Origin of the sequence: Trichocoleus desertorum AS-A10 (assembly GCF_039962155.1) — a bacterium.
GTDB lineage: Bacteria > Cyanobacteriota > Cyanobacteriia > FACHB-46 > FACHB-46 > Trichocoleus.
On sequence record NZ_JAMPKN010000001.1, the window covers coordinates 724,466 to 749,998 of the forward strand.

Annotated in this window: 27 protein-coding genes; 15 read left to right on the plus strand and 12 right to left on the minus strand. The window is 46.9% G+C overall.

Annotated elements, in window-relative coordinates:
- The first annotated feature begins 133 nt into the window (after positions 1-133).
- Complete coding sequence (locus NDA01_RS03320) at positions 134-1,189, plus strand: hypothetical protein (protein ID WP_348226849.1); 1,056 nt, start codon at positions 134-136, stop codon at positions 1,187-1,189.
- Positions 1,190-1,339: 150 nt separating this feature from the next.
- Here the strand turns inward: NDA01_RS03320 and NDA01_RS03325 are convergent, their stop codons facing one another.
- Positions 1,340-1,561, minus strand: coding sequence for a helix-turn-helix domain-containing protein (locus tag NDA01_RS03325; RefSeq protein WP_348226850.1), 222 nt, complete (start codon positions 1,559-1,561; stop codon positions 1,340-1,342).
- Positions 1,562-1,765: 204 nt separating this feature from the next.
- On the opposite strand from NDA01_RS03325, the gene NDA01_RS03330 reads away from it, so the two are divergent.
- The 4 genes from NDA01_RS03330 to NDA01_RS03345 all read left to right on the plus strand — a co-directional run bounded on the left by NDA01_RS03330 (position 1,766) and on the right by NDA01_RS03345 (position 3,692).
- The gene (locus NDA01_RS03330; protein WP_348226851.1) at positions 1,766-1,972 is read left to right on the plus strand and encodes a hypothetical protein; all 207 of its coding nucleotides are present in this window, start codon (positions 1,766-1,768) and stop codon (positions 1,970-1,972) included.
- A complete protein-coding gene (locus tag NDA01_RS03335; protein ID WP_348226852.1) occupies positions 1,969-2,289 on the plus strand; it encodes a helix-turn-helix domain-containing protein in 321 nt (106 codons plus the stop codon). The genes NDA01_RS03330 and NDA01_RS03335 overlap by 4 nt, the downstream gene beginning before the upstream one ends.
- 75 nt (positions 2,290-2,364) lie before the next feature.
- Positions 2,365-3,021, plus strand: coding sequence for a hypothetical protein (locus tag NDA01_RS03340; protein ID WP_348226853.1), 657 nt, complete (start codon positions 2,365-2,367; stop codon positions 3,019-3,021).
- Positions 3,018-3,692 carry a hypothetical protein gene (locus tag NDA01_RS03345; protein WP_348226854.1) on the plus strand — a complete coding sequence of 225 codons (675 nt, stop codon included), beginning with the start codon at positions 3,018-3,020 and terminating at the stop codon, positions 3,690-3,692. Before NDA01_RS03340 ends, NDA01_RS03345 begins: the two co-directional genes overlap by 4 nt.
- A gap of 141 nt (positions 3,693-3,833) precedes the next feature.
- Here NDA01_RS03345 and NDA01_RS03350 read toward each other — a convergent pair whose 3' ends face one another.
- Genes NDA01_RS03350 through NDA01_RS03360 form a run of 3 tightly spaced genes read right to left on the minus strand, consistent with a single transcriptional unit; the run spans position 3,834 to position 7,485 of the window.
- Entirely contained in the window at positions 3,834-5,792 is a 1,959-nt protein-coding gene (locus NDA01_RS03350) for a DUF3732 domain-containing protein (protein ID WP_348226855.1), read from the minus strand.
- A gap of 2 nt (positions 5,793-5,794) precedes the next feature.
- The gene (locus tag NDA01_RS03355; protein ID WP_348226856.1) at positions 5,795-6,286 is read right to left on the minus strand and encodes a three component ABC system middle component; all 492 of its coding nucleotides are present in this window, start codon (positions 6,284-6,286) and stop codon (positions 5,795-5,797) included.
- Complete coding sequence (locus NDA01_RS03360; protein WP_348226857.1) at positions 6,283-7,485, minus strand: ABC-three component system protein; 1,203 nt, start codon at positions 7,483-7,485, stop codon at positions 6,283-6,285. Before NDA01_RS03360 ends, NDA01_RS03355 begins: the two co-directional genes overlap by 4 nt.
- Before the next feature lie 1,468 nt (positions 7,486-8,953).
- Between NDA01_RS03360 and NDA01_RS03365 the strand changes: the two genes are divergently transcribed.
- Positions 8,954-9,235, plus strand: coding sequence for a hypothetical protein (locus NDA01_RS03365; protein ID WP_348226858.1), 282 nt, complete (start codon positions 8,954-8,956; stop codon positions 9,233-9,235).
- A gap of 135 nt (positions 9,236-9,370) precedes the next feature.
- Here the strand turns inward: NDA01_RS03365 and NDA01_RS03370 are convergent, their stop codons facing one another.
- On the minus strand, positions 9,371-9,694 hold the full coding sequence (locus NDA01_RS03370; RefSeq protein WP_190554892.1) for a hypothetical protein: 324 nt from the start codon (positions 9,692-9,694) through the stop codon (positions 9,371-9,373).
- A 328-nt stretch (positions 9,695-10,022) separates the two neighbouring features.
- Here NDA01_RS03370 and NDA01_RS03375 point away from each other — a divergent pair, with 328 nt between their 5' ends.
- Positions 10,023-10,427 (plus strand): response regulator, encoded by a 405-nt coding sequence (locus tag NDA01_RS03375; protein ID WP_190562033.1) that lies wholly within the window; start codon positions 10,023-10,025, stop codon positions 10,425-10,427.
- Between the two features lie 636 nt (positions 10,428-11,063).
- Here NDA01_RS03375 and NDA01_RS03380 read toward each other — a convergent pair.
- The 3 genes from NDA01_RS03380 to NDA01_RS03390 all read right to left on the minus strand — a co-directional run bounded on the left by NDA01_RS03380 (position 11,064) and on the right by NDA01_RS03390 (position 13,241).
- Positions 11,064-12,233 carry a DUF8808 domain-containing protein gene (locus NDA01_RS03380; RefSeq protein WP_348226859.1) on the minus strand — a complete coding sequence of 390 codons (1,170 nt, stop codon included), beginning with the start codon at positions 12,231-12,233 and terminating at the stop codon, positions 11,064-11,066.
- A gap of 128 nt (positions 12,234-12,361) precedes the next feature.
- On the minus strand, positions 12,362-12,547 hold the full coding sequence (locus NDA01_RS03385; RefSeq protein ID WP_348226860.1) for a hypothetical protein: 186 nt from the start codon (positions 12,545-12,547) through the stop codon (positions 12,362-12,364).
- Positions 12,537-13,241 carry a thermonuclease family protein gene (locus tag NDA01_RS03390; RefSeq protein WP_348226861.1) on the minus strand — a complete coding sequence of 235 codons (705 nt, stop codon included), beginning with the start codon at positions 13,239-13,241 and terminating at the stop codon, positions 12,537-12,539. The genes NDA01_RS03385 and NDA01_RS03390 overlap by 11 nt, the downstream gene beginning before the upstream one ends.
- A 552-nt stretch (positions 13,242-13,793) precedes the next feature.
- On the opposite strand from NDA01_RS03390, the gene NDA01_RS03395 reads away from it, so the two are divergent.
- The gene (locus NDA01_RS03395) at positions 13,794-13,970 is read left to right on the plus strand and encodes a hypothetical protein (RefSeq protein ID WP_348226862.1); all 177 of its coding nucleotides are present in this window, start codon (positions 13,794-13,796) and stop codon (positions 13,968-13,970) included.
- A gap of 199 nt (positions 13,971-14,169) precedes the next feature.
- On the opposite strand, the gene NDA01_RS03400 is transcribed toward NDA01_RS03395, so the two are convergent.
- Both NDA01_RS03400 and NDA01_RS03405 read right to left on the minus strand, forming a co-directional pair.
- Entirely contained in the window at positions 14,170-14,862 is a 693-nt protein-coding gene (locus NDA01_RS03400) for a hypothetical protein (protein ID WP_348226863.1), read from the minus strand.
- A gap of 253 nt (positions 14,863-15,115) precedes the next feature.
- A complete protein-coding gene (locus NDA01_RS03405; RefSeq protein WP_348226864.1) occupies positions 15,116-15,595 on the minus strand; it encodes a MerR family transcriptional regulator in 480 nt (159 codons plus the stop codon).
- A 425-nt stretch (positions 15,596-16,020) separates the two neighbouring features.
- On the opposite strand from NDA01_RS03405, the gene NDA01_RS03410 reads away from it, so the two are divergent.
- Positions 16,021-16,254 carry a hypothetical protein gene (locus NDA01_RS03410; RefSeq protein WP_348226865.1) on the plus strand — a complete coding sequence of 78 codons (234 nt, stop codon included), beginning with the start codon at positions 16,021-16,023 and terminating at the stop codon, positions 16,252-16,254.
- A 165-nt stretch (positions 16,255-16,419) separates the two neighbouring features.
- Here NDA01_RS03410 and NDA01_RS31835 read toward each other — a convergent pair whose 3' ends face one another.
- On the minus strand, positions 16,420-16,695 hold the full coding sequence (locus NDA01_RS31835) for a hypothetical protein (RefSeq protein WP_431193303.1): 276 nt from the start codon (positions 16,693-16,695) through the stop codon (positions 16,420-16,422).
- On the opposite strand from NDA01_RS31835, the gene NDA01_RS03415 reads away from it, so the two are divergent.
- The 6 genes from NDA01_RS03415 (at position 16,681) to NDA01_RS03440 (ending at position 24,913) form a co-directional block, all read left to right on the plus strand.
- Entirely contained in the window at positions 16,681-17,421 is a 741-nt protein-coding gene (locus NDA01_RS03415; protein WP_431193304.1) for a helicase-related protein, read from the plus strand. The genes NDA01_RS31835 and NDA01_RS03415 overlap by 15 nt on opposite strands.
- Positions 17,422-17,934: 513 nt before the next feature.
- Positions 17,935-19,002 carry a class 1 fructose-bisphosphatase gene (gene fbp, locus NDA01_RS03420; RefSeq protein WP_348226866.1) on the plus strand — a complete coding sequence of 356 codons (1,068 nt, stop codon included), beginning with the start codon at positions 17,935-17,937 and terminating at the stop codon, positions 19,000-19,002.
- A 74-nt stretch (positions 19,003-19,076) separates the two neighbouring features.
- The gene (tal, locus tag NDA01_RS03425) at positions 19,077-20,222 is read left to right on the plus strand and encodes a transaldolase (protein WP_348226867.1); all 1,146 of its coding nucleotides are present in this window, start codon (positions 19,077-19,079) and stop codon (positions 20,220-20,222) included.
- Between the two features lie 216 nt (positions 20,223-20,438).
- Positions 20,439-21,968 carry a glucose-6-phosphate dehydrogenase gene (gene zwf, locus NDA01_RS03430; protein WP_190433471.1) on the plus strand — a complete coding sequence of 510 codons (1,530 nt, stop codon included), beginning with the start codon at positions 20,439-20,441 and terminating at the stop codon, positions 21,966-21,968.
- Positions 21,969-22,058: 90 nt separating this feature from the next.
- Positions 22,059-23,438, plus strand: a complete 1,380-nt coding sequence (opcA, locus tag NDA01_RS03435) for a glucose-6-phosphate dehydrogenase assembly protein OpcA (RefSeq protein ID WP_348226868.1) — start codon at positions 22,059-22,061, stop codon at positions 23,436-23,438.
- 86 nt (positions 23,439-23,524) lie between these two features.
- Positions 23,525-24,913, plus strand: coding sequence for a cobyrinic acid a,c-diamide synthase CobB (locus NDA01_RS03440; RefSeq protein ID WP_348226869.1), 1,389 nt, complete (start codon positions 23,525-23,527; stop codon positions 24,911-24,913).
- On the opposite strand, the gene NDA01_RS03445 is transcribed toward NDA01_RS03440, so the two are convergent.
- Positions 24,910-25,419, minus strand: a complete 510-nt coding sequence (locus tag NDA01_RS03445; RefSeq protein ID WP_190433465.1) for a Crp/Fnr family transcriptional regulator — start codon at positions 25,417-25,419, stop codon at positions 24,910-24,912. The two genes, NDA01_RS03440 and NDA01_RS03445, sit on opposite strands and share 4 nt — an antisense overlap.
- Positions 25,420-25,533 lie beyond the last annotated feature (114 nt).

Consider the following 25,533-nt stretch of genomic DNA (forward strand, 5'->3'; position numbering starts at 1 on the left):
GTAGGGTTGGTCGCCTTGCATAGCTCAATATCCCGGTAGCTCTATAGAGCAGGTTCTTGGCGGTTCCGCGCTCGAATACGAGCTACCTGGGTTACATCTACTCCAAATAATTAGGAGGCGGACTAGCATGATTATGCCTAGCCCCACGCTTGCCAGCATAAATGGTGCGGCTTTTGAGCGTCAAGGGGTACCATTTCTGCATACTTTGGATACTTCCAGCGAGCTTGACGAGGAAGAATCAATTATCGCAACCCTAGAACCCAAACAGAGACTTTCAAGCCTTAGCGAGACTCGGCAGCGTGTCGTCAAAGTTGTTCGTAAATTCCCAGGGATCGACGCTAAGACACTTGGCGGCGTCTTAGGTATAACAAGGTATGCTGCCCTGGCAAATCTAAAGAGTTTGGCGCACCCCGATAAGAATGTCCTTCGATTTCAAGAAGGCAATAAACCTAAATCTGGGGCGAAAGCAACGCTTTATTTCTTTCTAGCAGAAGATATTTCAGCCGAACTAGTAGATGTAGTTCTAGGTGCAGGAGCCGTGGAATCCGGTGTAGGCGAAAATTTTGAAAATTCCCAACCATCGAAGCCACACACCCGTCGCAGCAGGAAAGTAGTCTCTGAGGCAAGCGATCCCTCTTCATTGTTTGCAGCTATGCTTCCTCCTGAACAGGAGTTAGCTATTGCGATTGCCAAAGCTGGAAATACTGGGATCAATGCCAAGGAGCTTGGAAATACCACCGAACAATCACTGCAAAGGGTTTACGAACGATTAAAGTTCCTGATGAAGGGTGAGTTCGTAATTCGCGAAACACTTCCTGGCTTTAAGCAGCGCTACGTCTATATTGCTACTCCAGCCCTCAAAGCAATAGTCGAGCAGCTCCCCAAGGAACAGATAGACCTTCAACAAGCTACGCCTTCTTCCAACGTCGATACATGCGATCAGCTTTTAAGCCGTACTATGACAGTGCAATCATCTGACTCTTCTTCTTCTCAAGCTCCTGAAGATACTCTGTCTGAACTACAGCGAGACAACCAAGAAATATTTGAGGTTATGGCTGAGATGGCAAAGAGGCTCAAGGAGCTAGAAAATCGCTTTGAGAGCATTGAGATCTCTCTACGAGGCAAGCGTAATCTAAAATCCGCAGACATTCGGGCGATTTTGAATTCTGATCCGAAATCTCTGAGCTGAACGATTAGACCAAGCTAATCTCACGCTTGCCTTTTCATAGGTGAAGATGGCCCTCTAGACCCCTTAAGTTGGGGAGGAGGGTCATTTCTCCTGCTGTTCACTCATTTGTATCAAGACGCTAATACATGGACTTAGACCCTAGCCGATACTTTAATCAGTAAAGAGCTGGGCAATTGATATATCCAGTGCCTTTGCCAGTCTATCTATCATGTCTAGAGAAGGGTTCGCGTCCCCCCTTTCAAGATTAGAAATGTAAGTGCGGTGAAGTTCAGCTAGCTCTGCTAGCTTCTCTTGAGTAATATCTAATTCTCGCCGCCGTCGCCGGATGGCTTTACCAAAACGTAGCCGGATTTCTTGATCATTTTGCGTCACCGCATAATGCTGCTAGACGTTGCTCTAGTTTTCCACAGTCAGGCGACCAACTTTTGTCCGATTCAGTCTACAATTGACATGTTCTCTTGCAACTGAGAAATGACTGCGGCGCGATCCTATTCGGCACAACTACTGCCAGAGGGTTTTCCTCATCAGATACCCCAGCCAAAGCTGAGGATCGGGGATCGTGTTAGCTGGCGACCCTTGCCAACCCAGGACTTTGGTACTGTGACAGGGCTGCAATATGCCCCAGCAGGACACTTAAAGTCCTGGGCTTGGCGTTACTTAATTTGGCTTGACTCTCAATCACCTTCCCATGCTTGGACTTGTACGGATACAGCTTGGGAAGCAGACTTAGAACTACTAACTACCGATCAGCACAGTGCCGCTGTTGAGGTGAGTCAAGAGTGAGCCTACGAGATTTGGGGCAACGAGAGATCGCTTTGCTGAAGCTCTACACTCGCTGTCAGCTAGGAATGTCACCCCAAGAGTTCTACGCCAAGTGGAGCGTGACCCATGCTCAGATGGCCCAAATCTGTAGTTGCTCTGAGCCTACCGTTGATCGCTGGTTTGCCAGAGCTAAGAATTACCGCCCACCCGAAGCACTCTACCTACGACGACTGGCAGAAATGGACTTGCTGTGGGAGTCGTTTGAGCAAATTCCTCCAGCATTGAGGCAAGTGCTCTGCCCCCCAACCTCCGACAATGGACAAGAGCTATCACCGTGATAGCGAAGGTTTGTCTGGGCTAGCTACAGGACTTACTGTGAGAACAGTCTATGGATTTCTAGTTCTCCAGTACCAATGACCATTCAAATCACCTTGGAGCATCGCCTGCTCCAGTTATCTCAGGAAGAACAGTCTATCGCTAAGATTGCGGCGACTCGGCACGCATCGCGGCTTCGATTTAAGGCTCTCTTAGCTAATCGGCGGTCTACCTACACCCCGGTCGGTTCTTTTCAGCTTCGCAGAGACACTCTAAGGCGGATGGTGAGCAAGTACTCAGAGCAACTGGTGTACCGACCCCTCGAAGAAATGCAGTACTGGTTTACCTACTCCAGTGGTGCCTTCTTAGAGCCTGGGTATCCACCCCTCTTCTACAGTAGGACTGAACAGCGGCGCATGACGGCTAACAAGAGCGCCGTGGCAGGGATCGGTGAGGGGATTGCCGGATTCCTAGCTCAACGGTACTACCAATGCCGCAAGTTGGCCCGCCCCAACCATGACTACCCGGATATTGTCATGCAGGGGAATGGCAATACTTACCTGATCGAGGCGAAGGCAACCACTGACTCAACCTTGGGAATCAAACAGGTGCTAGAAGACGAGCTGGTTCGGATGGCAGGTTACATTTCTGCTTGCGCTGAACTAGACACTCGGCCTGTGGTGGGGATTTTAGTCGGCACAGCTTTGATGAGTGAGACAGACTACCGCTGCTACATTACTGAGGTGGCTTTATGAGATTCAAACTGCTGTCTCAAGAAGAGTTCATCCTACAGAATGTCGTAGACCTGATTCAAAGCTCAGTGGAGCGAGGATCGCAAACGTACAGTAGTGCGGTTGAGTTTGGCTTAACTGAGCTAGTCAAAGAGCAGATGCGTCGGATCGCGCAAGAAAATGACACCCAGCGCTGGGGCGATGCCTTAGCGTTAGCGATCCTAGATGTTCGTCAAAAAGTAGAGAGGCGGTTAGCTGAGCGCAACATTCGCTTTGACCTCAAACCCCATCTTGGAGGAATAGAAACTGCCCTGAAGTATCCAGGTAAAGAAATCACTCACCTCCAAGACAGGCTGGCACAGTCTAGAAGAACGAACAGAATTGGAGAGCGGAAGAGGGTTGCTGGGGCAGCTCAGGCTCCATTCGAGATCACAGAGGTGGGACTGCAAAATTCAATAGAAGCTCTGATCGCTACTCCAGTGGGCCAAGTGTATGAGCTTAACTTGGAGGAAGTGAGGCGATCCTACGAGGTGGAGGGGGAGTGGTTTCCCTTTCAAGTTGCTGTTGAAGAGTTAAAGTTTGTAGTTGATGACGACGGGACAGTTTTTATCTCGACTGAGAACTTCCCTGAAAAGCTGGTTATGGAGGCAAGAGAAATGCTTGTAGGCTTGGTGAAGCTTTTATATACACACTGAGCTCAGCGACTATTAAGCTCTACTTTAGTTCAAGGCACCAAACTAGTCTATTTGTGTTAGAAGAAACGCCCTCAGCCAAAACAAATTTTTGATGTAAGCAATGGCTAATGAGTTAGTAGTTCAGCATATGGAATATGAAAACTATCTTAACCAACTTGTAGGTATGAGTGCTCTACCATCTCTCCAGTCTTCAACAATAGCGGATTGGAAGCGTTCATTCTCTATTAAATTAGCATGATCTGCGATAATCAACTGAAAGTTAGGAGCTAATGAATTAACAACATCAAATATAAAATCAAAAATTCTTTCGACGGCTTCTCTATCCTGGTCATTGAGCTCATTTATAAGCCCAGTTGCTTCAATTACTTCGGATCTATCAGATGGGTAGTATACCTGCGTTGGTTGGTCTAGAAATAAAAAACGGGGTGTTGGACGAGTATTCTCTACAAAGTACTTGTGTAATGCTAAATGAGTGATCAAATGATATCCAAGCCAGTTTTCTCCACTGCCAATTTGGGTTAAGGGAATAGGCCGCTCGGCAGTATCAACAACAATTGTTCCTCTAGTTAAGTCTAAGCTTACTGGAGTCTCTCCATTAGCATGCTCTAGATGCAACCGCCCAGCCCATTGAGTCATTTGCAGCCCAATGCGATTAAGGGCAGAGAGTAAGCGTTGATTTTTCTCTTCTGGATCAAGAAGGCTTTCTATATCACGTACACGAGTTTCTGCTTGAGAAACGCGACTTCTCAATTCAAAAGTTTCATCAGTGAAAATCGTATTTTCTAACCAAAAGCTGATCCGCCCCACAACTCGGCTACGGTTTAGACTTTCCTCTCGCCAGCGCCTAGATTCTTCTTGCTCATTAAGTACTCCTTCAATGGATTGATATGTTGATTGAAGATCTCTATGAATTACTTCCAACTCGCTATGCAGTTCTTCAATATATTCGCGCAGCTTGGGCTTGTCCCTGTCTACATAGTCAAGCTCTTGCTGTATCTTCTTAATTGAATTTTTGATTGCTTCAGCTTGAGGAATTGGCTCAGACAACTCATGGGAGCAAAGAGGACAAATTGATGAATCTTGGTCTTTTTTATTAATAAGGTTATCGAACAATCCTATAGACTCAAGCCTTAACTCCTGCTGGCGCGCTACTGAAGCATAGCCATCTGCTTCTCTGGCGTAAATCTGAGCTGCATGGATAGCATTTTTCTTAGAAGTCGCCTGTTCTTGTAACTCTCTAACTCTGTTGTGTAATAGCTCAAGCCTATCTGAATTGGGCAGTAGCACTCTGTCAGGTGTCCATTGAATGACTTGTTGTAGTAACTCAATGAGGCTATCTATATCATTTGGAAATTCAATTCCGTTATCAATTAGTCCTGCTTCGGCTGCCTGAGATGCAAGACTAATAGCCTTACTAATACCTTCGCCTTTGATTGACTCAGCTTCTTCTAGAGTTTTTTCAGCACCCCTTAAATCTCGCTTAGCTTGCCGTAACTGCTGTTCAAGAGCGAGTGCGTCTTCTCTAATAGCTCCTAGGAAGTAAGGCAGAGTATCTTTAATAGCTTGAAGGGTATGGCTCTCATTCTGCCTGTGGAAAAGCTGATTTCTAGAGGCAATATCATTTTGCTGTTGGAAACAAAAGAAAAGAGCGTGTCGAAAATTGGCTTCTAAGGAGGGCCGAGAATGCCCTGAAGGAGGTACATTCAGATTGGGGGAAATTGCTAGCTTGTTATTAATATAGTCTTCTACTGCTGAAGAAGTAGTATTTTGCTCAGGAGCTGTATCAGGAATATCGATTGTGACAGCTTCTTGCAAAAAAGCAATATTAGTTGAGTTATTGCCTGGTGGCGGATTCTTACGCGCTATAAATATTTGACTATTAGAAAATTGAAGCCTAAGACCATACCAAGATACTGTGTTGCGTATGGGGCCAACGGGGATATTACAACTGCCACGCCCCAAGCAATAATCGACAATGTCAATTAGTGCCGATTTACCAGTCTTTGAGCTGCCAGTAATTATATTAACTTGTCCAATTCGAAAAGGCAGAATGCGCCTTTCGCCACTAATAGAGTAGAGAACAATATCCAGAATCTGCATGATTAGGGTTTAACTCCCCACATCACGTAAATCGTAGCTGTATCTCCAGCTCTCGCAAACCATTTACCGAGTAGTTCAGATTTGTCATAACAGCTAGCAATAGAAGCTTCATTTTGACTACCGATTTTCTTTCTTCTATAACTGTTGGCATGCAGGGCAGCATCATTGCTTAATTCCAATGCACCTATTTGTAATAGAAAAGTGATTGCCTCTCTCGTCACAGGCACAAGCTCACGAGCACGATTCGCAAAGTTGACGCGAAGATGCATATTATCCTGTACCCACACATGCAAATATGAATACTGTCTAGCAGACATAGTCACTCTCGTGTCATGGTACAACACAATTGGTAAGACTAGGAAAGCTAGAGCGTAAGGGAAAGTACGACCCGATTCTTTAAAGTAAGACTTAACACACAAACGAATGATCTCCCCGCAAAAAGCAGGATTGAATAAGTTTGCTGACTCAACAGGTCGCTGATCCCAAACCGTCATACTACTTGATTAGCTGCTTGTTCGATCAGATGGCCTAGGCGTTCTGTAAATTCTGGATGCCAGCCAATTTGGAATTTATTGGCAAGCATGTGATAGCTGCCACGAGAGAGGAAAGAATCAAGAAAGTTTGGACGAATAGGAGTGAAAGAACTTGTCTCAGCCCATCTGAATAAGGCTTTGCCGAGCTCTGCCATTCTTTCCTGAGTAAGCGAACTCTCACCCATATCTTCTCTCATAATTTCAAATTGTCTTCGCCATTCACCAACTAAGTAGCTTTCATACTTCTCTAGTTCACCAGGAAAAAGTAAGCCCTCATTAAGCCATTTACTTCTTTGGTGAAAAGCACGATAGTAGTCACCAATCGCAATACGTAATCTAGTTTGCCCAATTAAGATTAAGCGTAATTGTTCAACAAACAGTCGCTCATCCTCATTAAGCTCTTCTTCATTCATCTCAACTATTTCGGGAAAATCATTAGGTAGATTCTCAGGGCGAAATTCATCTTGAAGATCGTAAATCTTACTTTGAAGCTCAAATCCTTTTATAGTATTCCGATTGGTGTCTGCTAAATGATCAACAGCTCTCTTAAACCACCACCCTTCTAAACGAGTTTTCAGGGCTTCTGGAAAACGTGATGCCACAGAGATTTCTCGAAGAATTTTACGTTCCACATCTTGAATATTGGGCGAAGCATCAACTATATATATTTTGCTAATCAGTAACTGTTTTTGTTCATCAGAAAGTGACAGGAATGCACGATAACAAGGTGCGTTGCTTTCGCTACTTGAATCGGTTGCAACATCAATCAGATCTTCTAGTGCTTGTGTTTCTTCTCGTTTGTCATTACGACGTAATTTGTCAGCGATAGAAGAGTTTGGAGCATTACTAGTCGTGATTAAGATTAGGAGCAAATCATTGAAACTACCTGGGTTTTTAACTAGATACTCGCTCCAGACTCGAATAGTTTTCCAAAGATCACTACTTGCATTACTTAATGATGCTCTTGTATTGATATGATGCTTTAACTGAAACAGTTCAATTGGTTCTCCTTCTTTTTCAAACGCCACATCATCAAGTTGCTCAATTGAAATCTCTATTTCAGGCTCGTACCTAATTTTCTGTAATAACACAAGCAAGGAATACCTGATCTGGTACAGGTAACCCAGTGCTGGTGCGTTAGCAGAAAATTGATTGGCCATTTAAGAAAAAGTATTTTTTGTTATAAATTGGAAAAAAACAGACTGGGAGAATGTAGAAGGATATCAACGCTTTAACTGAAGTAGTAATGAATTAAGAGGCTAAGTATTGAGTATGTTCGTTCTCATGTCGTAACTACATACAGTCTGTTGATTTTGGCTAAGACGATGATTGCAGTATAAGTAGGCAGGTATATGCTAGCAACTGCTGTCTAAAAGGATATCTCACCCCAGTAGGTTCAAAAGCATGCAGTTCTGCGAGACGCCCTTAGGGACGTCCTAGCAAATCCTTACCCTATTAAAGTTCAATCACGAATCAAGTCGTTAGGTTTCTTAGCTTTAATTTTGAAATTCTCATTAAATTTCAATTTTCTTCAGTTAGACTTTTCATTTTTTGTTGTGGTACCACTTATACCCTAACTGAGCCATGACACCTCTTAGGAAAACTGTTCTTACTTGTCTTATAGTACACTTGTATCATAAGGCAAGTATTTTAGCTAATACTTTTGTATCAAGTGATAGATGAGCTCTGCCTTCCACTAGTTACTGAGAGGATTTTTGAGCTTATTGTTCGAAAAGGCTTGAAACCCAACTTTAGTAAATAATTGGTAGGCAAAATCTGGCGTTGCTGAATGAGGGTATGGATCAAGCTGGAATAGGCACATCCCAAAATTTCAACTAGAAAACATGGTGCTCCCCCTCATCCATGAGCGAGTGAGCCTTGAGTCCCTTCATGACAGCGGTCAGTCAACCCGGTTCGGTAGGGGTTGACGGATGAAAAATGCCGTGCGATTACGATGCCTCTAGGGTGAGGGGCAGGAGGCTGTAGCTTCCCCTCCACTCGCTTCGTTTCGCCCCTCGCCCTTCAAGGGGTTCAATCTGCACGGCATTTTTCAAGCGGCGCTATCGACCTGAGTGGGGTAGGGCGAATCGCCTTGGCTGACTCAGTTGCTGAAATCTTCTAAGTAGTGGCACACTGACGCTCTTCCTGGCTTGAAACTGGCAAGCCATGTAAGTAGTCTCTACCTTGTGCTAGGTCTGACTGAGACTACAATGGTTAGTACTAAAGAGAAACGCTGGCCTTCAGTTCATTGGGGTGAACCTGACCAGCGCTCTCCTAATTACATTGCTTTGACGATCCTTCACTTCAGAACACGCCCTCTACAGCAGTCTGGAATTGTCGGTCATCGGTTCAATGCAAGTATTTATACCTATTGTATGTTTAGAACACAATATTGATGCTTTGTTCCCTCAACCAAGTGGGTGAGTTATTCCATTGGGGCGGGTTGGGGGCAATTGTGTCACAACTACCTGACACACTACGAGAAGCTGAATCTATTCCTAGAGGCGAGAGAAGCTGCTCAGACTAGGGGCATAGAGCTTTTGTAGCCACTCTCCCTCCATATAGACGTATACCTATCATTCTTGATTTATCACAAAAGATGATGGTCTACAGTTCTATTGATCCGCCATGTTGCCTTTAGTTTTGTCCCATGAGCTAGTACATCCGTTTAAGTTTTGGCATCACAACGAAATTTGTGAGGGCATGTACTCCGGTGCCGAGCTGTACCGCCTCTGCACAACACACCTGGCTGAAGATAGACAGAAAGCTTTTTGCTTGGCCCTAAGTTTGTCGGAACACGGTGCTCAAGTTTGCATTACTGCCATGAGAAATGAGTACAAGGTGTGGGTTAGTTTAAGAGCTTTGCCTACGGCTGCATTAACTCCATTAGAGAAGGCGATCACAGCTTAAGCTTTGGTCGTGAGATCGCCACAAATGCAATGCACTGCTCGCAGCGTGAAATGCTGTCCAAACTTAATCTGTGATTTAAGCTACTCAAGCGGATTCAAGCTGAAGCCTTTTAGATCAGCCAAAGCACTAATCATTTCACTGGTTTGTGGTCCGAGTTGAGGATTCATTCTCCTTTCGTCGGTTTGCCCTTTGGTAATCTTCCAAAGTCACCTCGTTCAGGTTCGCACCATGCTGAGCCATAACCCGCTTAAACTGCTCCCAGTGCTTCCGTTTCTCAAACCACTCCTGGCAAACCTCTTCAACCAGGGCTGTGTCACTACTGCTTAGCTTTTCGTTGGGAATATTTAAGGCCAAAATTCTAGCAACCTTGATTGCTTTTTCAAACTCGATTCCCCACTTAATGAGTTCAGTGCGGAAGAGCTGTTCTTGTTTTTGGGTGGGTGAGAACTTTTCTTCCACAAGGGCTCCGCATTAGTAACCTATCTATTAAAGTAACTTTAGATACATATAAAGGCCAACCACAGACGGTGCTTCTGGAAGTACTGTGACTGGATGCAAACAGACCTAAAGTACATAGAAAAAGCACCCCTAGAAGTTCTGCTCTAGAGGTGACTACTGTGCCCTGTAAAACTTGAGGCTGCGATTCTGTATAGGAGATTAGCGTAGTACTTTTATAATTTCTTAAAGTTTATGCTTCTATCCACTACTAGAAATCTGCTGAAAGGCTGAGTATCAATGCTTAAAGACATTGAAGCAAACGTAAGGCACCTGTCTATAGGGGGAAAGTATGAGTCCGCTAGCTTTACCGCCGGGGCAGCGAATACTTGTGGTTGATGATGATATTGATACTCTTTTCTTGCTGGCTTTCACGCTAGAAGAATGTGGAGCAAAGGTCGCTGCGGCACCGTCAGTTTCAGAGGCCATCGAGCTATTTAAGGAGTTGCACCCTACCCTGCTAATCAGTGACATTGGCCTCCCTTTTGAGGATGGCTTCTCACTCATTCGAGAATTACGCACATTGGAGGCAGAGCTAGGATGGCAGGTGCCAGCTATTGCTTTGACAGGTTATGCAAGCAAAGAAGCGCGGGAGCGAGCGCTAGAACTGGGCTTTCAGCAATACCTCACGAAGCCGCTCCTACCGGATGCATTGATAGAAGTCATCGTTCAGGTTCTAGGGCAGTCCGATAGGTAATGAGTTGCTGAGGCGGGAAATAAGCGGGTAAATCCCCCCATAGACAGAAATGTTGTCTTCGCGGAAGATAAGAAGTATAAAAGCCGTCAGCTAGCATTTAGTACCCGAAACGCATATTAAAACCGTTGGCTGGCATTTAATACTTTAGAACAAGCCTCGATCACTAGATTGAGGCTTGTTGTTTTTCTGTTGAGATACTTGACCTTGAAGTGTCAGCTAAATTCTTTTACATGGTTAATAAGCTCAAGCCCTTTTTGGTTGGCTAATTCCAAGGCGAATTCACAAGCCGTAGAGTAATCATTTTGGCTAGCGAGGAGACGCCCTTTGGCAGGAGTCTCCCCCATATCCGAGTACAACCTGACCGCAGTTCTATCAATGTAAATTGAATAAAGTGTCTCCTGTGTACCGCTGATGCTCATTCAATAAAGCTTGTAGGGAACGGTTTTATTTTCTAAAGCAGACTCAGCAAATTAGAAGTATCACCAGGAGTATTCCTTTTCTACGTCTCTAGAAATATAAGTGGGAGTATTTGAGGGCTATCGATGTGTAAGCAATATTACTCGCGCTCTCATAAGGTGAATGCCATCAGCTTTTGGCCACTGAGCTAAAACGATTCACTGTAGGCTTGGTCTTCTCTCAAAAGCGGGCTATGTTCCGTGACTCAGCCACTTGATCAATTAGTCTGACCACTGCTCCAGTCACTAGCGTTGGAAAGTTCGTTACGTTATGGCCCACCGTTAGAAACCGGATCGCTACATCCTCTCGAAGCGCCTTTGCTAAAGCCTTAGAAACACCGTATTGCTCATATGTCAGCTCCAAATACTGCCTTGCTTGTTGCAACTTCTCAGAGGACGGCAAGTAATGACGTTTGACCCGCGAGTTGAAGTCGGGATCAGCAGGCACTAAATTCCAGAGTTCGTTGATCGGATAAATTGAGACTGGCACTAAATGGTCTAGGTCGTAGCTCACACCACTTCGGATTCGCTTTTCCGTCCAAGGGCAAACAAACTCGTGTCCTTCCACTAGAAGCAAATCAATATTGTTGCGTTCCCAAGTCAGAGGTCGGCGGTTGTCTGGGCGATCAGTCAGCAGTCGATAAATGTCACCGCGATCAACTTGTTGAGTGCTCCCCTGCTCCACACCTTCTGAAAATAGGCACCACTCATGAATGCAGAGTGCTTCAACCCATAACGATAAGGTCTGAAACGACTGCCATAGCTCAGCCTGGATAACTAGGCACTTGTCGCTGCTCTGCGTTCCAGGTACAGGAACAGCTAGTCCTTCAAGTTCCTCGTATTTAACGGGCTGTGCAAACACTGTCCAATGACCAGGGCCAGCATACTGAATTGGATTTTCAAGCGCCTTGCTAATTTTGTTAATAGCTTGCTGGTAGGCTTTTAAGAAATCTTGTGAATATAAAGCTCGCTTACGGGCAACTCTCATCTCATTGATGACGAAAAAGCCATCTGAAGGGCGAGAGACGGTTTCCAACTCTTGCTCCCATCGCAAGCGAAGCGCAGCTAGGGCTGGTCGAAACGCCATATCGTTTCTTGTTTCCCCATTCAGCTTTGCCCGCTGTCCTTGAAATATTGGCTTGTTCGGCTCAACAAACGGCCAGTAGTAGGCTATCCAGTACTCTGCTAAAACCCTGAGCGGGACTGCAACATCTTGGTTGTAGTGTCTTAAGTCTGGGAAAGACAGCACGACATCATTGATCGCTCTTAGCAACGCAATTTTGTAGCTTGTGACCTTGGCATCATGTTTGAGAATGGTACTGATGACCTTACCCGAACTAATCTGCTCCATTTGTTGAATCTAGCTGCTAATAATGAGCTAAAGCTGATGTAGCCAACTTCAAAGGGTGGAATCTGTGCGGCATCTTTCAAGCAGCGCTACTTAGTCTGAGTATGCTTGGTGCTTACAGTTAGCGGCTTTTACAGGCCAGTTCCCCTGCAAGCTGCTCCATAGGATTTCACCAAATCCCCGTTAGGCGCTTGCAGGACACACCTTTCCTCCGCAAACATTTGGGGCCAGAGGTACTGTGCCCACATTGGAAAGGTGGCGATCAAAGTAAAGACGGCAAGGATGATCGCGCTCAGCGCTTTGGAATTAACTTTCACAACCCACCCCATCATTGTCTCTATCAAACCCGTGTGGGTCGGGTGCTACCACTTGAAAGCGCCGCTGTGAAATATCTCCACAATCTAAGTCGGGTGGCCCTGGTGGAATGCACACACCGGGGTAAGCCGGGGAACAGTTGGAGGTCTGAGCCGCAGGTTGTGGGGTGGCGGGACGACTAACGGCGGGAACTGGCGTGAAAGTACCTCGCTTGCCTGCTCTGAAATCCCACGGCATCACTGGGTTGGCTTGGCTCCAGAAGGCTAGCTTACGTTGCTTAGCTTTGGCTTCTGCTTGGAGGTAGCGATCCTTGGTGGCAGCACAAGCGCTCAAGTACTGCCTGTAAACTACGGCTCGGCCTTCTTGCACCATCTGCAAGTTAACCGACTGCCCGTTTTTGAAAACCTCAGCGACGCTGCGACCATAGCGATCCTCCTCTACCACCCGCAACTGAATATTTTGGTTCTTAGGTAGAAACTGGCTAAGACGGGTCGCTGCTTCTTTGCCCCCAGCTTGTGTAGATTCTGGTGCATCCGCGCAGGCAAGTCGCACAGTGATAGGCTTTCCATTCACTTGAACGCGCAGCGTATCACCATCACCCGTACTTATGACAGTGCCCGGTACAGTAGCTTGAGCCAAAAGTGGAGTAGGGGAAATCAGAGTGATCGCTGCTGCCAGTGCAAAGAATCGGTTCATACTTTCACCATGAGGAGGCAGGCTTAGAATTCCCGCTTTCTCACCGGGTTTTACTGATCCCTTGCTGGGGAAGGCTAGTAAGATGACTATCGCTATTTTTGGGTGGTAAGAACTAGCAATAAACGAGTGAAGGTTAGATGTCTACTAAGTATTTCAAGGGCTAGTTTCGGGGTTTCCCATCATTGAACTCCCTGATAACTCTTCTAGAAACTGAGTTATAGGTTATTCAATACAAGTAGTCATAAGTAGATTTACGGAAGTTACTATTGACCGATATTTTTACCTCTCTCTATTGACGATATTTCTACCTCGCTCTAGGATCATATCAGCGACAAGTTATGTAGTCTGACCTCGATAGAAATGTTTAACTTCTGTTCGAGAGCAGATCTTGGTGCCCTTCAGTATTGACACTGAAGGGCATTTTGATTTTTGATAGATATAGCCCATGTTTTAAGTCAGTTAAAAAGGACAGGCTACGTAACTTGTCGCTAGGTTCCTAGTTTGTCTCTTACGCTCTTGATTCTGGGCGTTGTGATTTATGGAGGCAACTAGATGACCAAATCTTCACCCATTCAAGTTGTGGACTCAAAACCCACTACATCACAAGCCATCCCAACTACTGAGATGGTCCAGCAGTTTCAGTCCTTAGGAACTGCGATTGTGATTCTTGTCTTGCTCATTTACTTCATTCGATCTCTTACAGATTTAGTTAAGGCTTGTAAGTCTTAACTAAGGTTGGAACATTGGGCCGTTTCGCTTTACGCTGAATGGCCCAATTATCGATAATGCAAGACTCCCTCAAAAGCTAATAACTTATACAAGGGGGCATGGCGTCCCTCCACCTAAACCGCCTTATCCCCTTCCCCGGCTTCAATAACCCACCTCCACAGATCCCTAGTGAGTAGGTATGGGCCATAGGGTTAAACTTTTAAGCAATCTTTTTCAGTTCTGAGCCGAAGTCAGCCACTTCAGTCATTGCCTGCGATATTATCTCTGCGTCCATTGTTGAGTTTTGGTAGTAAGGGTCAGGGTAGCGATCTATTAGGTCTGCTCTATCGTTTGGTAATCGTTTGATTATTTCCCGCTTAATTTCCAGCATCCTTGGCCCCTCAGACGACCAAGTGTTATGCAAATGGACTTCCTGCGCGTGGTTGACTCGGCTTTCACTGGGATTAAGGAGTGCTACTCTCTGCTTCAACAAAATGGGGTCTACTAACGACCGTAATCTTTTAGCCGCTTGACGGGCTTCTCTAGCCAGCTCAGCGTTCGAGTACTGATTTAACCGATTTTTGTACTGGTCAAGCCCATCGACTCTGAGACTTGAATTGCTTTTAGGCGCTTCTGGAATGGTTTCAATTTTATTCTTCAGCTCTACAATCTCTTCATCACGTCTTGCTAACTGCCTTAAAAATTCGTTCTTCTCTGCTTCTAATTGTTGTTTGAGTAAGCTTATTTCTCCCTCTCTTCCATTAAGCTTGCCTCTAAATTCCTTCTCAAAAAACCATCTAATAATCCCTCCTACTATGACGGTGCTAAGTGTTAGCGCTATTAAGAATGTTGCTGGTGCTTGCGAGATTACGTCCCACTCTCTACTCAAGAGATCCCAATTGATTACTGCCATAAGCAGCTAGATCGCCAAGGAAATTTTCCACAGCTTATACCTCTTATGTGGCTACAACAACTACTGCCGCTTCTGCTTAAGCGTAGTCGCTCTCTCCTCCCAAGCCTTAAGGGTTTCAAAAAGTTTGTGAGCATTCTAAAAGAGTCGCTAACAGGAGGCTCTTCCGTGAACCGTTTAACCCACGTTGTGGAACGCCAATAACGTGAAAGCCTTGCTGCATAGGAATTACGGTGATTTGGCCGAAGATAAAACTTTAGCTGATTGCTAATGGAGTTCCTTGAATGCGCTTGTCGAAATCTAAAACCTGATTCCTTTCTGCTTCTCTGCGTAATTCATCAATTACATTTCCGATTTCTTGAACTGAGTGAATGATAATCTGGCCTCTATTCTTACCAGTTAGTTCTATTACTATACTTTTTAGCTCATCTTCATCTTTAACCCAATAGAGGTTTGAGTTAAAGAATAGAAGTCCCATTTTAAATAAAGATGGATTGTAATTTTCGCGCTTTAAATAATCAATAACTTGACGAATTTCCTGTAGGGATAAGGATTCCCTTAAACGGCTAATAGTTTTGATTTGCAAAACCTGCTCCCAAGAGTAAATAACCTTGGGATGCTTGAGATTGCCAGATTTTTCTGGTTTTACAACATCTGTTCGATCTAAATAGCTCAATTGGTTGGACGTAATTCCAGTTAGCTGCAATGTTTCTTGTCGAGTAAATCCACTCTTCATTGTTGAATATACCTACATCACCTGAGTTGCTCCTATCTACACTAGTTAAAACCAGTGTTAATACAGAATTCAACTGTATGACTACCTAATACAGTTGAATTGGTAAAAAAACCAGGCTTTTTGAGCCTGGTTCGTTAAATAAAGAGTGACTTCATTATGCCCAAAAAGGCGCTAACTTTCGCTCAAGCGAGCAAAGCTGGACGAGAACTTCGTTGTTCTTCGTCTGATACAAGAGTCCGCTCCAATGCTGGCTACACTCTAGCTTGCTGGAGGTGGCAACAAGCGGCATAACAAACACAAGCGCTGGTCTAGTTAGTCAAAGCTGACCAGCGCTTGTTGTTGCTCTTGGTTCCACACTAGGCCAGCTAACAAAACGCTAAAACCTGTGAGCTAGCATTAGAACGTTGATTTCCAGAAATAATCCTATGCCTGAATTTTCTGATTCTATAGAAATGATGAGCTATATGAGCGAAGGGCCGTTCGTAGTGGAGTACGTTCGTTATGACGCAGGGCAACATGTAGTTAAATTCAACTCGATGATGACAGGTGAGACAGAGGTAAAGGTGGATGCAGCTTCAAACGAAACTCCTGAACCTGGGCAAGCGCTGATTCTGATCACAACAAAGAATGCGGGTAATCGGTTAATCAAAGCACTATAAACAGTTCCAAAATCGTTATTGCTCTCACTTGCTACAACTTGCTATGTATTACACCGCCCCTGAAAGCTACCCCCGGACAACTCAAAAGGGATATAAGCTTATAGCTCATGCCGAAAGCCTTGCTGGGAGGGGCTTTAAGGCTGCTTTGAAAACATAAGTTAAAATCTAGCTCAGTGGGGGGATAGCTTCCGACCCGCTTACTATCGTCTCGGTGCCATCCGTCCAGCGCTGCTCCGAACCAAGCCACAGGGCACTCGAATCGCGATCGCAGCTTTTACCGCTACGGCTGATCCCCAAGCTCAAAAAACTATTCAACACATTCTGCAACTGCGACAACCACAGGTTTTTCGCTGCAATCCCTACCGAGATAATTTGCACTTGTTGGTCAAGACCGCTTGGACTCCACGAGGCCGCAAACAGCAGCTCTTGCAGTTTATTCAAGCGAGACCGCAGCAAGCAGGTTTAGTGTATGTTCGCACTCGGCGCGATAGTGAGAGCTTGGTCACTTGGCTACAGCAAGAAGGCTATGCCACTACTGCTTACCACGCCGGGTTAAGCCCAGAGGAGCGTCGCGCCATTGAGCAAGCTTGGTTGCACGGACACACCCAATTTGTGATTTGCACCTCTGCTTTTGGCCTGGGGATCAACAAACCAAATTGCCGCTGGATTGTCCACTATCACACACCCTTCTTGCTCTCGGAGTATGTGCAAGAGATTGGTCGAGCGGGACGAGACGGTGAACCCGCGATCGCCTTGACCTTGGTGAGCGAACCCACTGGGTGGCTGGATTCAGGAGATAAACAGCGGCGTCAGTTTTTTGCTGATAAGCTGCGATCGCAACAGCAAATTGCTAGCCAATTAATCCACAAACTTCCTCGCCAAGGCACCGTAGAAGGCGTATCACGCCAGTTTCCCGATGGAGCGATCGCCCTCTCTTTGTTGCAAGCTGCTGGGCAACTGCGTTGGCAAGATCCGTTTCACTATGCGATCGCCTCTACTAATCAAAGTTCCACCACTTTGAATCAGCTCCAGACTCAAGCGATCGCTCAAATGACGGATTACCTGGGTACTCGGCAATGTCGCTGGCAGTTTTTGTTAAACGCTTTTGGCTTCGCCGCAGAGGCAACTAATTTTCGGTGTGGGCACTGCGATCGCTGCCAAGGTTGACTTTTATTCCACTTCAGGGATTAAGGTCTCTGCCAGTACAGGTTCAAGTTTTGCTTTGCAAAGCGTAAAACTTTGTATTTTGTAGCAGAAGTGACTGTTACACCTCCCACTGGCTGGCTTAGCATTTGACAACTTGGAGAAAACCTCTGGGCGGGTGCCGCTGACTGTGCGCAACCCTAGTTAGACAATTCACTCTCTAGAATAGGAGTAAGAGACGTAAGTGATTGCTCACACCTAAGTTACGACACAGGGTAGAAGCAGCAGGCTCTCCTTGGGCTGGCTGTTAATAATCATAAAAGCGATAAAAGCATGCGCGCAGTCGGCTGAACTGGGATTCTCACAGCGATCGCTACCTGAGTCGTGAAACTGTGAATACTTTTATCTCAGTTTCTGTAGTTTACCTAAAGTCAGATTTCAGTTTGGGAATCCCTCTCTAATATAGAAGGCAGAAATAGCCAGGTTTTGAACTCAGTGAGTTCTTTACTAACACTCACTAGATCAGGAGGAGAAGACGTGGTTGATGCTCAACAACCTTTGGTACAGGGAGAACGTAGCCTGGACCGCGATTGCACGACTTTATCCCGCCACGTATTACAGCAATTACATAGCTTTTCCACCGATGCTCAAGACTTGAGCGCGATTATGGGTCGGATTGGCTTAGCGGCGAAGCTGATTGCTCGTCGTCTCAGTCGCGCTGGGTTGATGGAAAATGTCCTGGGGGTTACAGGAGACATCAATGTCCAGGGAGAAACGGTCAAGAAGATGGATGTCTATGCCAACGAGGTCTTCATCTCTGTGTTTAAGCAGAGCGGACTGGTTTGCCGCCTCGCATCTGAGGAGATGGAGCAGCCTTACTACATCCCAGAAAACTGTCCCATTGGTCGCTACACGCTCCTTTATGACCCAATTGATGGTTCTTCCAATGTAGACATCAACATCAATGTCGGTTCTATCTTTGCCATTCGCCAACAAGAAGGGGAAGATGATGGTACCGCTAGTGACCTGCTCCAGAACGGACGAAAGCAGATTGCTGCGGGTTATGTGCTCTATGGCCCTAGCACGATGTTGGTTTACTCAATGGGAACCGGAGTGCATGCGTTCACACTTGATCCCAGCTTAGGCGAGTTTATTTTATCAAACGAAAACATTCGCATTCCTGACCACGGCCCTGTTTACAGCGTCAACGAAGGTAACTTCTGGCAATGGGAAGAATCAATTCGGGACTATATCCGTTATGTGCATCGCCATGAGGGATATACGGCTCGTTATAGCGGTGCTTTAGTCGGAGATATTCATCGCATTTTGTTCCAAGGCGGTGTCTTTCTCTATCCGGGCACAGTGAAGAAGCCAGAAGGTAAGTTACGCCTCCTGTATGAGACTGCTCCGCTCGCTTTTTTGATTGAGCAAGCAGGGGGAAGAGCTAGCGCTGGCACTCAAGACATTCTTGATGTAGTGCCTGACAAACTGCATGCTCGTAGCCCCCTGATTATTGGCAGTAAAGAAGATGTGACGCTAGTTGAATCTTTTATTCAGGAGCGCGATCGCGAACAAGACGAAAGGCTGATGGCAGCCAAACGATAACTGGCTACTCTGCAACAAAACTGAGTTGAGTTGTTGCTACCACAAGAAATTTAAGGAATTAAATAAGGACTGTTATGACCACAAACCATTTACTAGAAATCAAAGATCAAGGCCAAAGTATCTGGATGGATAACTTGGCCCGTGATTTGATTCAATCCGGTGAACTGAAGCGGTTGATTGAGGAGCAAGGGATTCGCGGACTCACTTCCAACCCAGCCATTTTTGAGAAAGCGATCATCGGCAATGCCATGTATGACGCTGATATTGAAGCGGGAGTGCGGGCTGGAAAACCGCTCCAAGAGATCTATGAATCATTGATCTTTGATGACATTCGGAATGCTTGCGATATCTTTCGCGCCGTGTACGACGAGTCGGGTGGTTTGGATGGCTACGTCAGCATTGAAGTGCCTCCCACGATCGCGAACGACACGCAAAAAACTATCGAAGAGGCCCGTCGCTACTACCGCGAAATTGGCCGTGAAAACGTCATGATCAAAATCCCCGGTACCGCAGAAGGTCTACCCGCCGTTGAGCAGGTGATCAGCGAAGGGATCAACGTCAACGTGACGCTGCTGTTCTCAGTCAATAGCTATATCGAAACCGCTTGGGCTTACATTCGGGGACTCGAAAAGCGAGTTGCTGACGGTGGTGATATTAGCAAACTAGCTTCAGTTGCCAGTTTCTTCCTCAGCCGCATTGACATCAAAGTGGACGAGGCGATTGATAACCAACTGAAGGCAGGGGTCGATCGCCTGGAAAAAGAAGCCAAGCTAAGAGCCGTGAAGGGTAAAGTGGCGATCGCTAATGCCAAGATTGCTTATCAAGAATACAAAAAGATCATCCAAACTGACCGTTGGAAAGCCCTGACTGAAAAGGGTGCGAATGTGCAACGTCTGTTGTGGGCGAGCACCGGGACCAAAAACCCCGACTATAGCGATGTCATGTATGTAGATGGCTTAGTGGGGCCAGATACCGTCAACACCCTACCCCCCAGCACCATTGATGCTTGTGTGGATCACTGTGATGTCGCCAGCCGCATTGAAACTGACGTGGATCATGCATATACCCTGATTGAGAATCTGAAAGATCCCGACATCAATATCGACCTCGATCAGGTCATGACCGAACTGTTACACGAGGGGCTTGATAAGTTTGTTCAACCCTTTCACTCGCTGATGCAAGCCTTGGAAGAAAAAATCAATCTTCTCTCTCCTGTGTAGAAAGCGCTGGCGGTTGGCTTCTGGTAGTTTTTGATAATTGGCGGTTAGCTGTGGGCAATTACCTAGAGCGATCGCCTTCTTGCTCCCTTTAATTAGGACACTCCATCAGCCTCTCGGATTATTAGGAGTTTCTCAAGCTAACAGCCAACCGCTAAGCGCTAACAACCAATGGCTAACCACTAACTCTTAACTCATTAATTAATCACAAATTCTAATATGGTGACTTTGCTCGAAAATCCCCTGCGCGTTGGTTTGCAGCAGGAACGAATTCCTGAACCCCTGATTATGGTGATTTTTGGTGCCTCAGGGGATTTGGCGCAGCGCAAGTTAGTGCCCGCTATCTATCAACTCAAGCGAGAACGGCGGCTACCCGCTGAAATGACCATTGTGGGAGTGGCTCGTCGGCCTTGGAGTCACGACTACTTCCGCGAACAAATGCGCGAAGGGATCGATCAGTTCTCTGATGGGGTAGGCTCAGAAGACGCTTGGCAAGATTTTGCTCAAGGTTTGTATTACTTCTCTGGTGACATTGATGATCCAGACAGTTATCTCAAGCTCAAAGAATTTTTAGGGGAGCTTGATGGCAAAAGAGGCACTAGAGGCAATCGCGTCTTCTACTTAGCGGTTGCTCCCAAATTCTTTGGGGAGGCAATTCGGCAGTTGGGCACAGCCAACATGTTGACCGATCCCCAGAAAAGCCGCTTGGTGATCGAAAAACCCTTTGGGCGGGACTTAGGCTCGGCCCAATCTCTCAACCAGGTAGTGCGCCAGGTTTGCAAAGAAGAGCAGGTCTATCGCATCGACCACTACTTGGGCAAAGAAACCGTTCAAAACCTCCTTGTGTTTCGCTTTGCCAACGCCATTTTCGAGCCATTGTGGAATCGTCAGTTTGTCGATCACGTACAGATCACAGTTGGCGAGACGGTAGGGGTTGAAGATCGGGCGGGCTACTACGAAAGCTCTGGGGCGCTGCGAGATATGGTGCAAAACCACCTGATGCAGTTGTTTTCACTCACGGCAATGGAAGCTCCCAACTCTCTTGATGCCGATAGTATCCGCACCGAAAAAGTCAAAGTTATTCAGGCGACGCATTTAGCCGACGAGCATAACTTAGAGTTTTCCGCGATTCGGGGGCAGTACACAGCCGGATGGATGAAGGGTAAGCAAGTGGCGGGTTATCGCGAAGAGCCAGGCGTTGATCCCAACTCAACTACGCCGACTTATGTCGCTATGAAGCTAGTGGTCGATAACTGGCGCTGGCAAGGAGTGCCCTTTTACTTGCGAACTGGGAAGCGGTTGCCGAAGAAGGTGACGGAAATTGCCATCCAGTTTCGGGAAGTGCCATTTTTGATTTTCCAGTCGGCCACGCAGCAGGCAAACCCCAACGTGTTGGTGCTACGAATTCAACCGAATGAAGGGATTTCTCTGCGCTTTGATGCCAAAATGCCAGGGCCGAGCTTGCGAAGTCGCTCAGTGGATATGGATTTCCAGTACGGCTCTACCTTTGGCGTTTCTAACGCTGATGCTTACAATCGCCTATTGCTGGATTGCATGATGGGGGACCAAACCCTGTTTACCCGCGCGGATGAAGTGGAAGCAGCTTGGCGAGTCGTGACCCCCGCTCTAACAGTTTGGGAATCTCCCACTGACCCCACCTCAATCCCTACTTACGAAGCGGGCACGTGGGAACCAGCCGAAGCCGAGTTGTTGCTGAACCGTGATGGCCATCGTTGGCGGAGGCCGTAGTTTTTTGGTAGCTAGCGCATCGAGAGCACTGAACTACATCTCTAACCTCAAAACGCTGATTCCTGAACCCAAACCACCCCAATAAATCCTATGGCTAAACAGTCTTCTCCTGTTGTTTCTCTGCAAGCTCCCAAAGATGTTTCGCTCAGCGAAATTGACGGTGAACTTGGCAAGATTTGGCAAAGTTACAGTGCTACAGGTGATGATGGCTCCTTTCCTGTGGCAACGAGAGCCGCTACTTTTAGTTTGATCGTGTATGAACCGGAGGAAACTCAGCACTTACTGGCTGATCTCGGTTTTTATACGGGGCCGATTGATGGCATTACTGGCCCTCGCATGGAAGCAGCTCTGAGGACAGCTCAGGAAACCTACGGCTTACCGGTTACGGGCAAAGCCACTTCCGAAATACTGCAAAGGTTGCAGGAGGAACTCACCAGAAAGCGTACGAGTGCCGCCAGTGATGAATCTTCCCCGATCAGTCCTTCTTATGCCAGAGATGCTAGAGGCGCAGGGGTGGCAGATGCGATCGCCAGCCAAAATCCTTGCCGCATCATCGCTCTATTCCCAGTTTCTGGGGAAGATGAAGGGGTGACAGCTCAAGTTTCTGCTTACTGCCCTGTGCAAAAGCAAAGCCGCAGTACTTTAATTTGTTGTGAGTACATTACTCTGCGAGGCACAGAAACAGCGCTAGACCGAGCGAGTAGTTTGGTTTCTTCTCTGTTGATTAGTGATCTGCCAAAGTTTTTGTGGTGGAAAGCTACGCCTGAGCCTAACCAAGCCTTGTTCAGGCAATTAGCAGGTTTTTCTACCTGTGTCATCGTAGACTCCAGCACTTTCTTGGAAGCAGAGACTGGCCTACTCAAGGTTCAAAGTCTTGTGGAACAAGGAACTCATGTTGCTGACCTGAACTGGCGGCGGCTGGCCCCGTGGCAGGAATTAACTGCGGAGGCTTTTGACCCCCCGGAGCGTCGGGCTGCCTTAACAGAAGTCGATCGCGTCACAATTGACTACGAGCAAGGAAATCCGACCCAAGCTTTAATGTTCCTAGGTTGGTTAGCAAGTCGGCTCCAATGGCACCCTGTCTCTTATGAGCATGAAGGAGGCGACTACGATTTGCGCAGAGTGAGGTTTGTTGCGGCTGACCAGCGCCCGATCGAAGCAGAATTAGCAGGAATGCCTACGGCTGATTATGGGGATGTGGGGGGTGACTTGATGGCTCTGCGTCTGACTTCGACGAATTTGAATGCTGATTGTTGTACAGTGCTTTGCTCTGAAACCTCTGGTTGTATGCGGATGGAATCGGGGGGTGGTGCCCAATCCTGCCGAATTCAGCAGGTTTCATCTCTATTGGACCAGAAAGCAGAGAATCTGCTCAGTCAACAACTTCAAAGTTGGGGTCGGGATGCACTGTATGAAGAAAGCCTAGCTGTGTCAGCTCAAATTGCTAAATTGCAGGAGCGCTCAGCCTAGTAAATACCTGAGTTAGTTTATTAAGGTGTTAGCAAGATCATCATGGGGTGATTTTTGGCTGGCACCTTATTTTTTATGGTTCAGTTATGGCTTTGGCGATCGCAGGTGAGAGGAGTGGGGTTGGCAAGACCACGGTGACTTTAGCGCTGTTAGCAGCGTTACAGCGACGTGGCTTACGGGTGCAGTCTTTTAAGGTCGGTCCAGACTACATTGACCCAATGTTTCACACGCGGGTAACAGGTCGAGCTTGCCGCAACCTTGATCCCGTCCTCACTTCAGAAGCCTATGTTCAGCAATGTTTCGCTCGTCATGTCGCGGGGGTAGATTGTGCCTTAGTCGAAGGGGTGATGGGCCTATTTGATGGTGCAACGGGACCTGAGGACTGTGCTAGCACAGCTCATATTGCCCGCCTGCTCAATATTCCAGTCTTGCTAGTGCTCGATGGCAGCCGTTTATCGCGTTCTGTAGCCGCGATCGCTCACGGCTATCGTTCTTTTGACCCACGAATTCAATTGGCTGGTGTGGTTCTGAACCGAGTTGGCAGCGATCGCCATCTAGAACTTTTGCAGGCAGCTTTAGAGCCGCTTAATTTGCCGATTTTGGGTGTATTGCGTCGCCAAGCAGAGATCACCATCCCCGACCGTCACCTTGGTTTAGTCCCAACCGGAGAACTAGACCAGTTCCACTCCTTGATCGACCGACTCGCTGACTTAGGCGAAACCTGCTTTGATTGGCCCCAACTGTTACCGTTGCTTGATGCGCCGCCTCCCCAGCCTTTTGAGCCGTTAGTTGGTCAGGAGCAAAACTTGTTTCCTCGGCCTCAAGTGCGAATTGCTGTGGCCCGCGATCGCGCCTTTAGCTTCTACTACGCCGACAACTTAGACTGCCTGGAACAATTAGGTGCAGAACTCGTTTCTTGGAGTCCTCTCAGCGATCCCCATTTGCCAGTAGATGTACAAGGGCTTTATTTGGGCGGTGGTTTTCCTGAAGTCTTTGCCGAGCAGTTGGCAGACAACGCTTCTGGACGAGATGCGGTACGAGTGGCAATTCAAGCAGGGCTACCCACTTACGCTGAGTGTGGCGGGTTGATGTATTTATGCCAGCAGATTCAAGGGTTTGATCAGCAATCTTGGGCGATGGTTGGTATTTTGCCAACTACCGCTGTGATGGCAGGGCGTTTAACTTTGGGTTACCGACGAGCGATTGCGCAACAAAACAGTTCCTTAATAGCGGCAGGCACTACGGTTTGCGGCCACGAATTTCACCGCTCAACCCTTACTGAAACTACGCCCCAACCCTTATTTCAAACTTGGCGCTATGACCCATCGTCGCAAGAAGCACCCAGTCTAGAAGGCTGGCGATCGCAGCAAGTGCATGCCTCCTATTTACATTTGCACTGGGGGAGCCGACCCGAACTAGCCGCTCGATTTGTGCGATCCTGTGCTCAGTTTCAACAACCCATCGCGAAATTTTAGTAGGAAGATGGCAAGCGGCTGTCCTCCCTGCTATTCATGTGGCGGTTGTAGAACGACAATAGTTTTTGATTTTCTACGTCTTGGGCATTAATTCTCTGATTTAGTTCGCGAATCCGGCGGGACAGCAACCGAATGATATTGAGCGCAATGCCAGGAGTCTCGTCAATGGCATCGTAAAGCTGCTGCTGCGTTAGGACCAGACACTCACAATTTTCTAGCGTGCTTACCGAAGCCGACCGTGGCTCAGCATCAAACAAAGACATTTCCCCAAAGCAAGCACCTTTCTCCAGCTGCGCCAGCTCTTGGTTGCTCAGGTGGACACGGACTCGGCCAGACACCACAATATAAAGCGATCGCCCTTCCTGCCCTTCTTTAAAGATGGTGTGCTTCGCCGGAAAAGATAGCTCATCCATAATCGAAGCTAATCTCACGAGAAAATCATCCCGTAGCTCTTTAAAGATAGGCACTCCTCGAACAAAAAGTAGGCGATCGACGCTAGTTAGCATAGAGTTTAGGGTGCAAATAAGCTCATATCAGTCCAGTTTGAAGCAGAAACGCAGCGAGAGAACGAGGATTTAAAGAACGGGTCTAAAAGTTACCGTGGTTTAGAGCGCAACGCT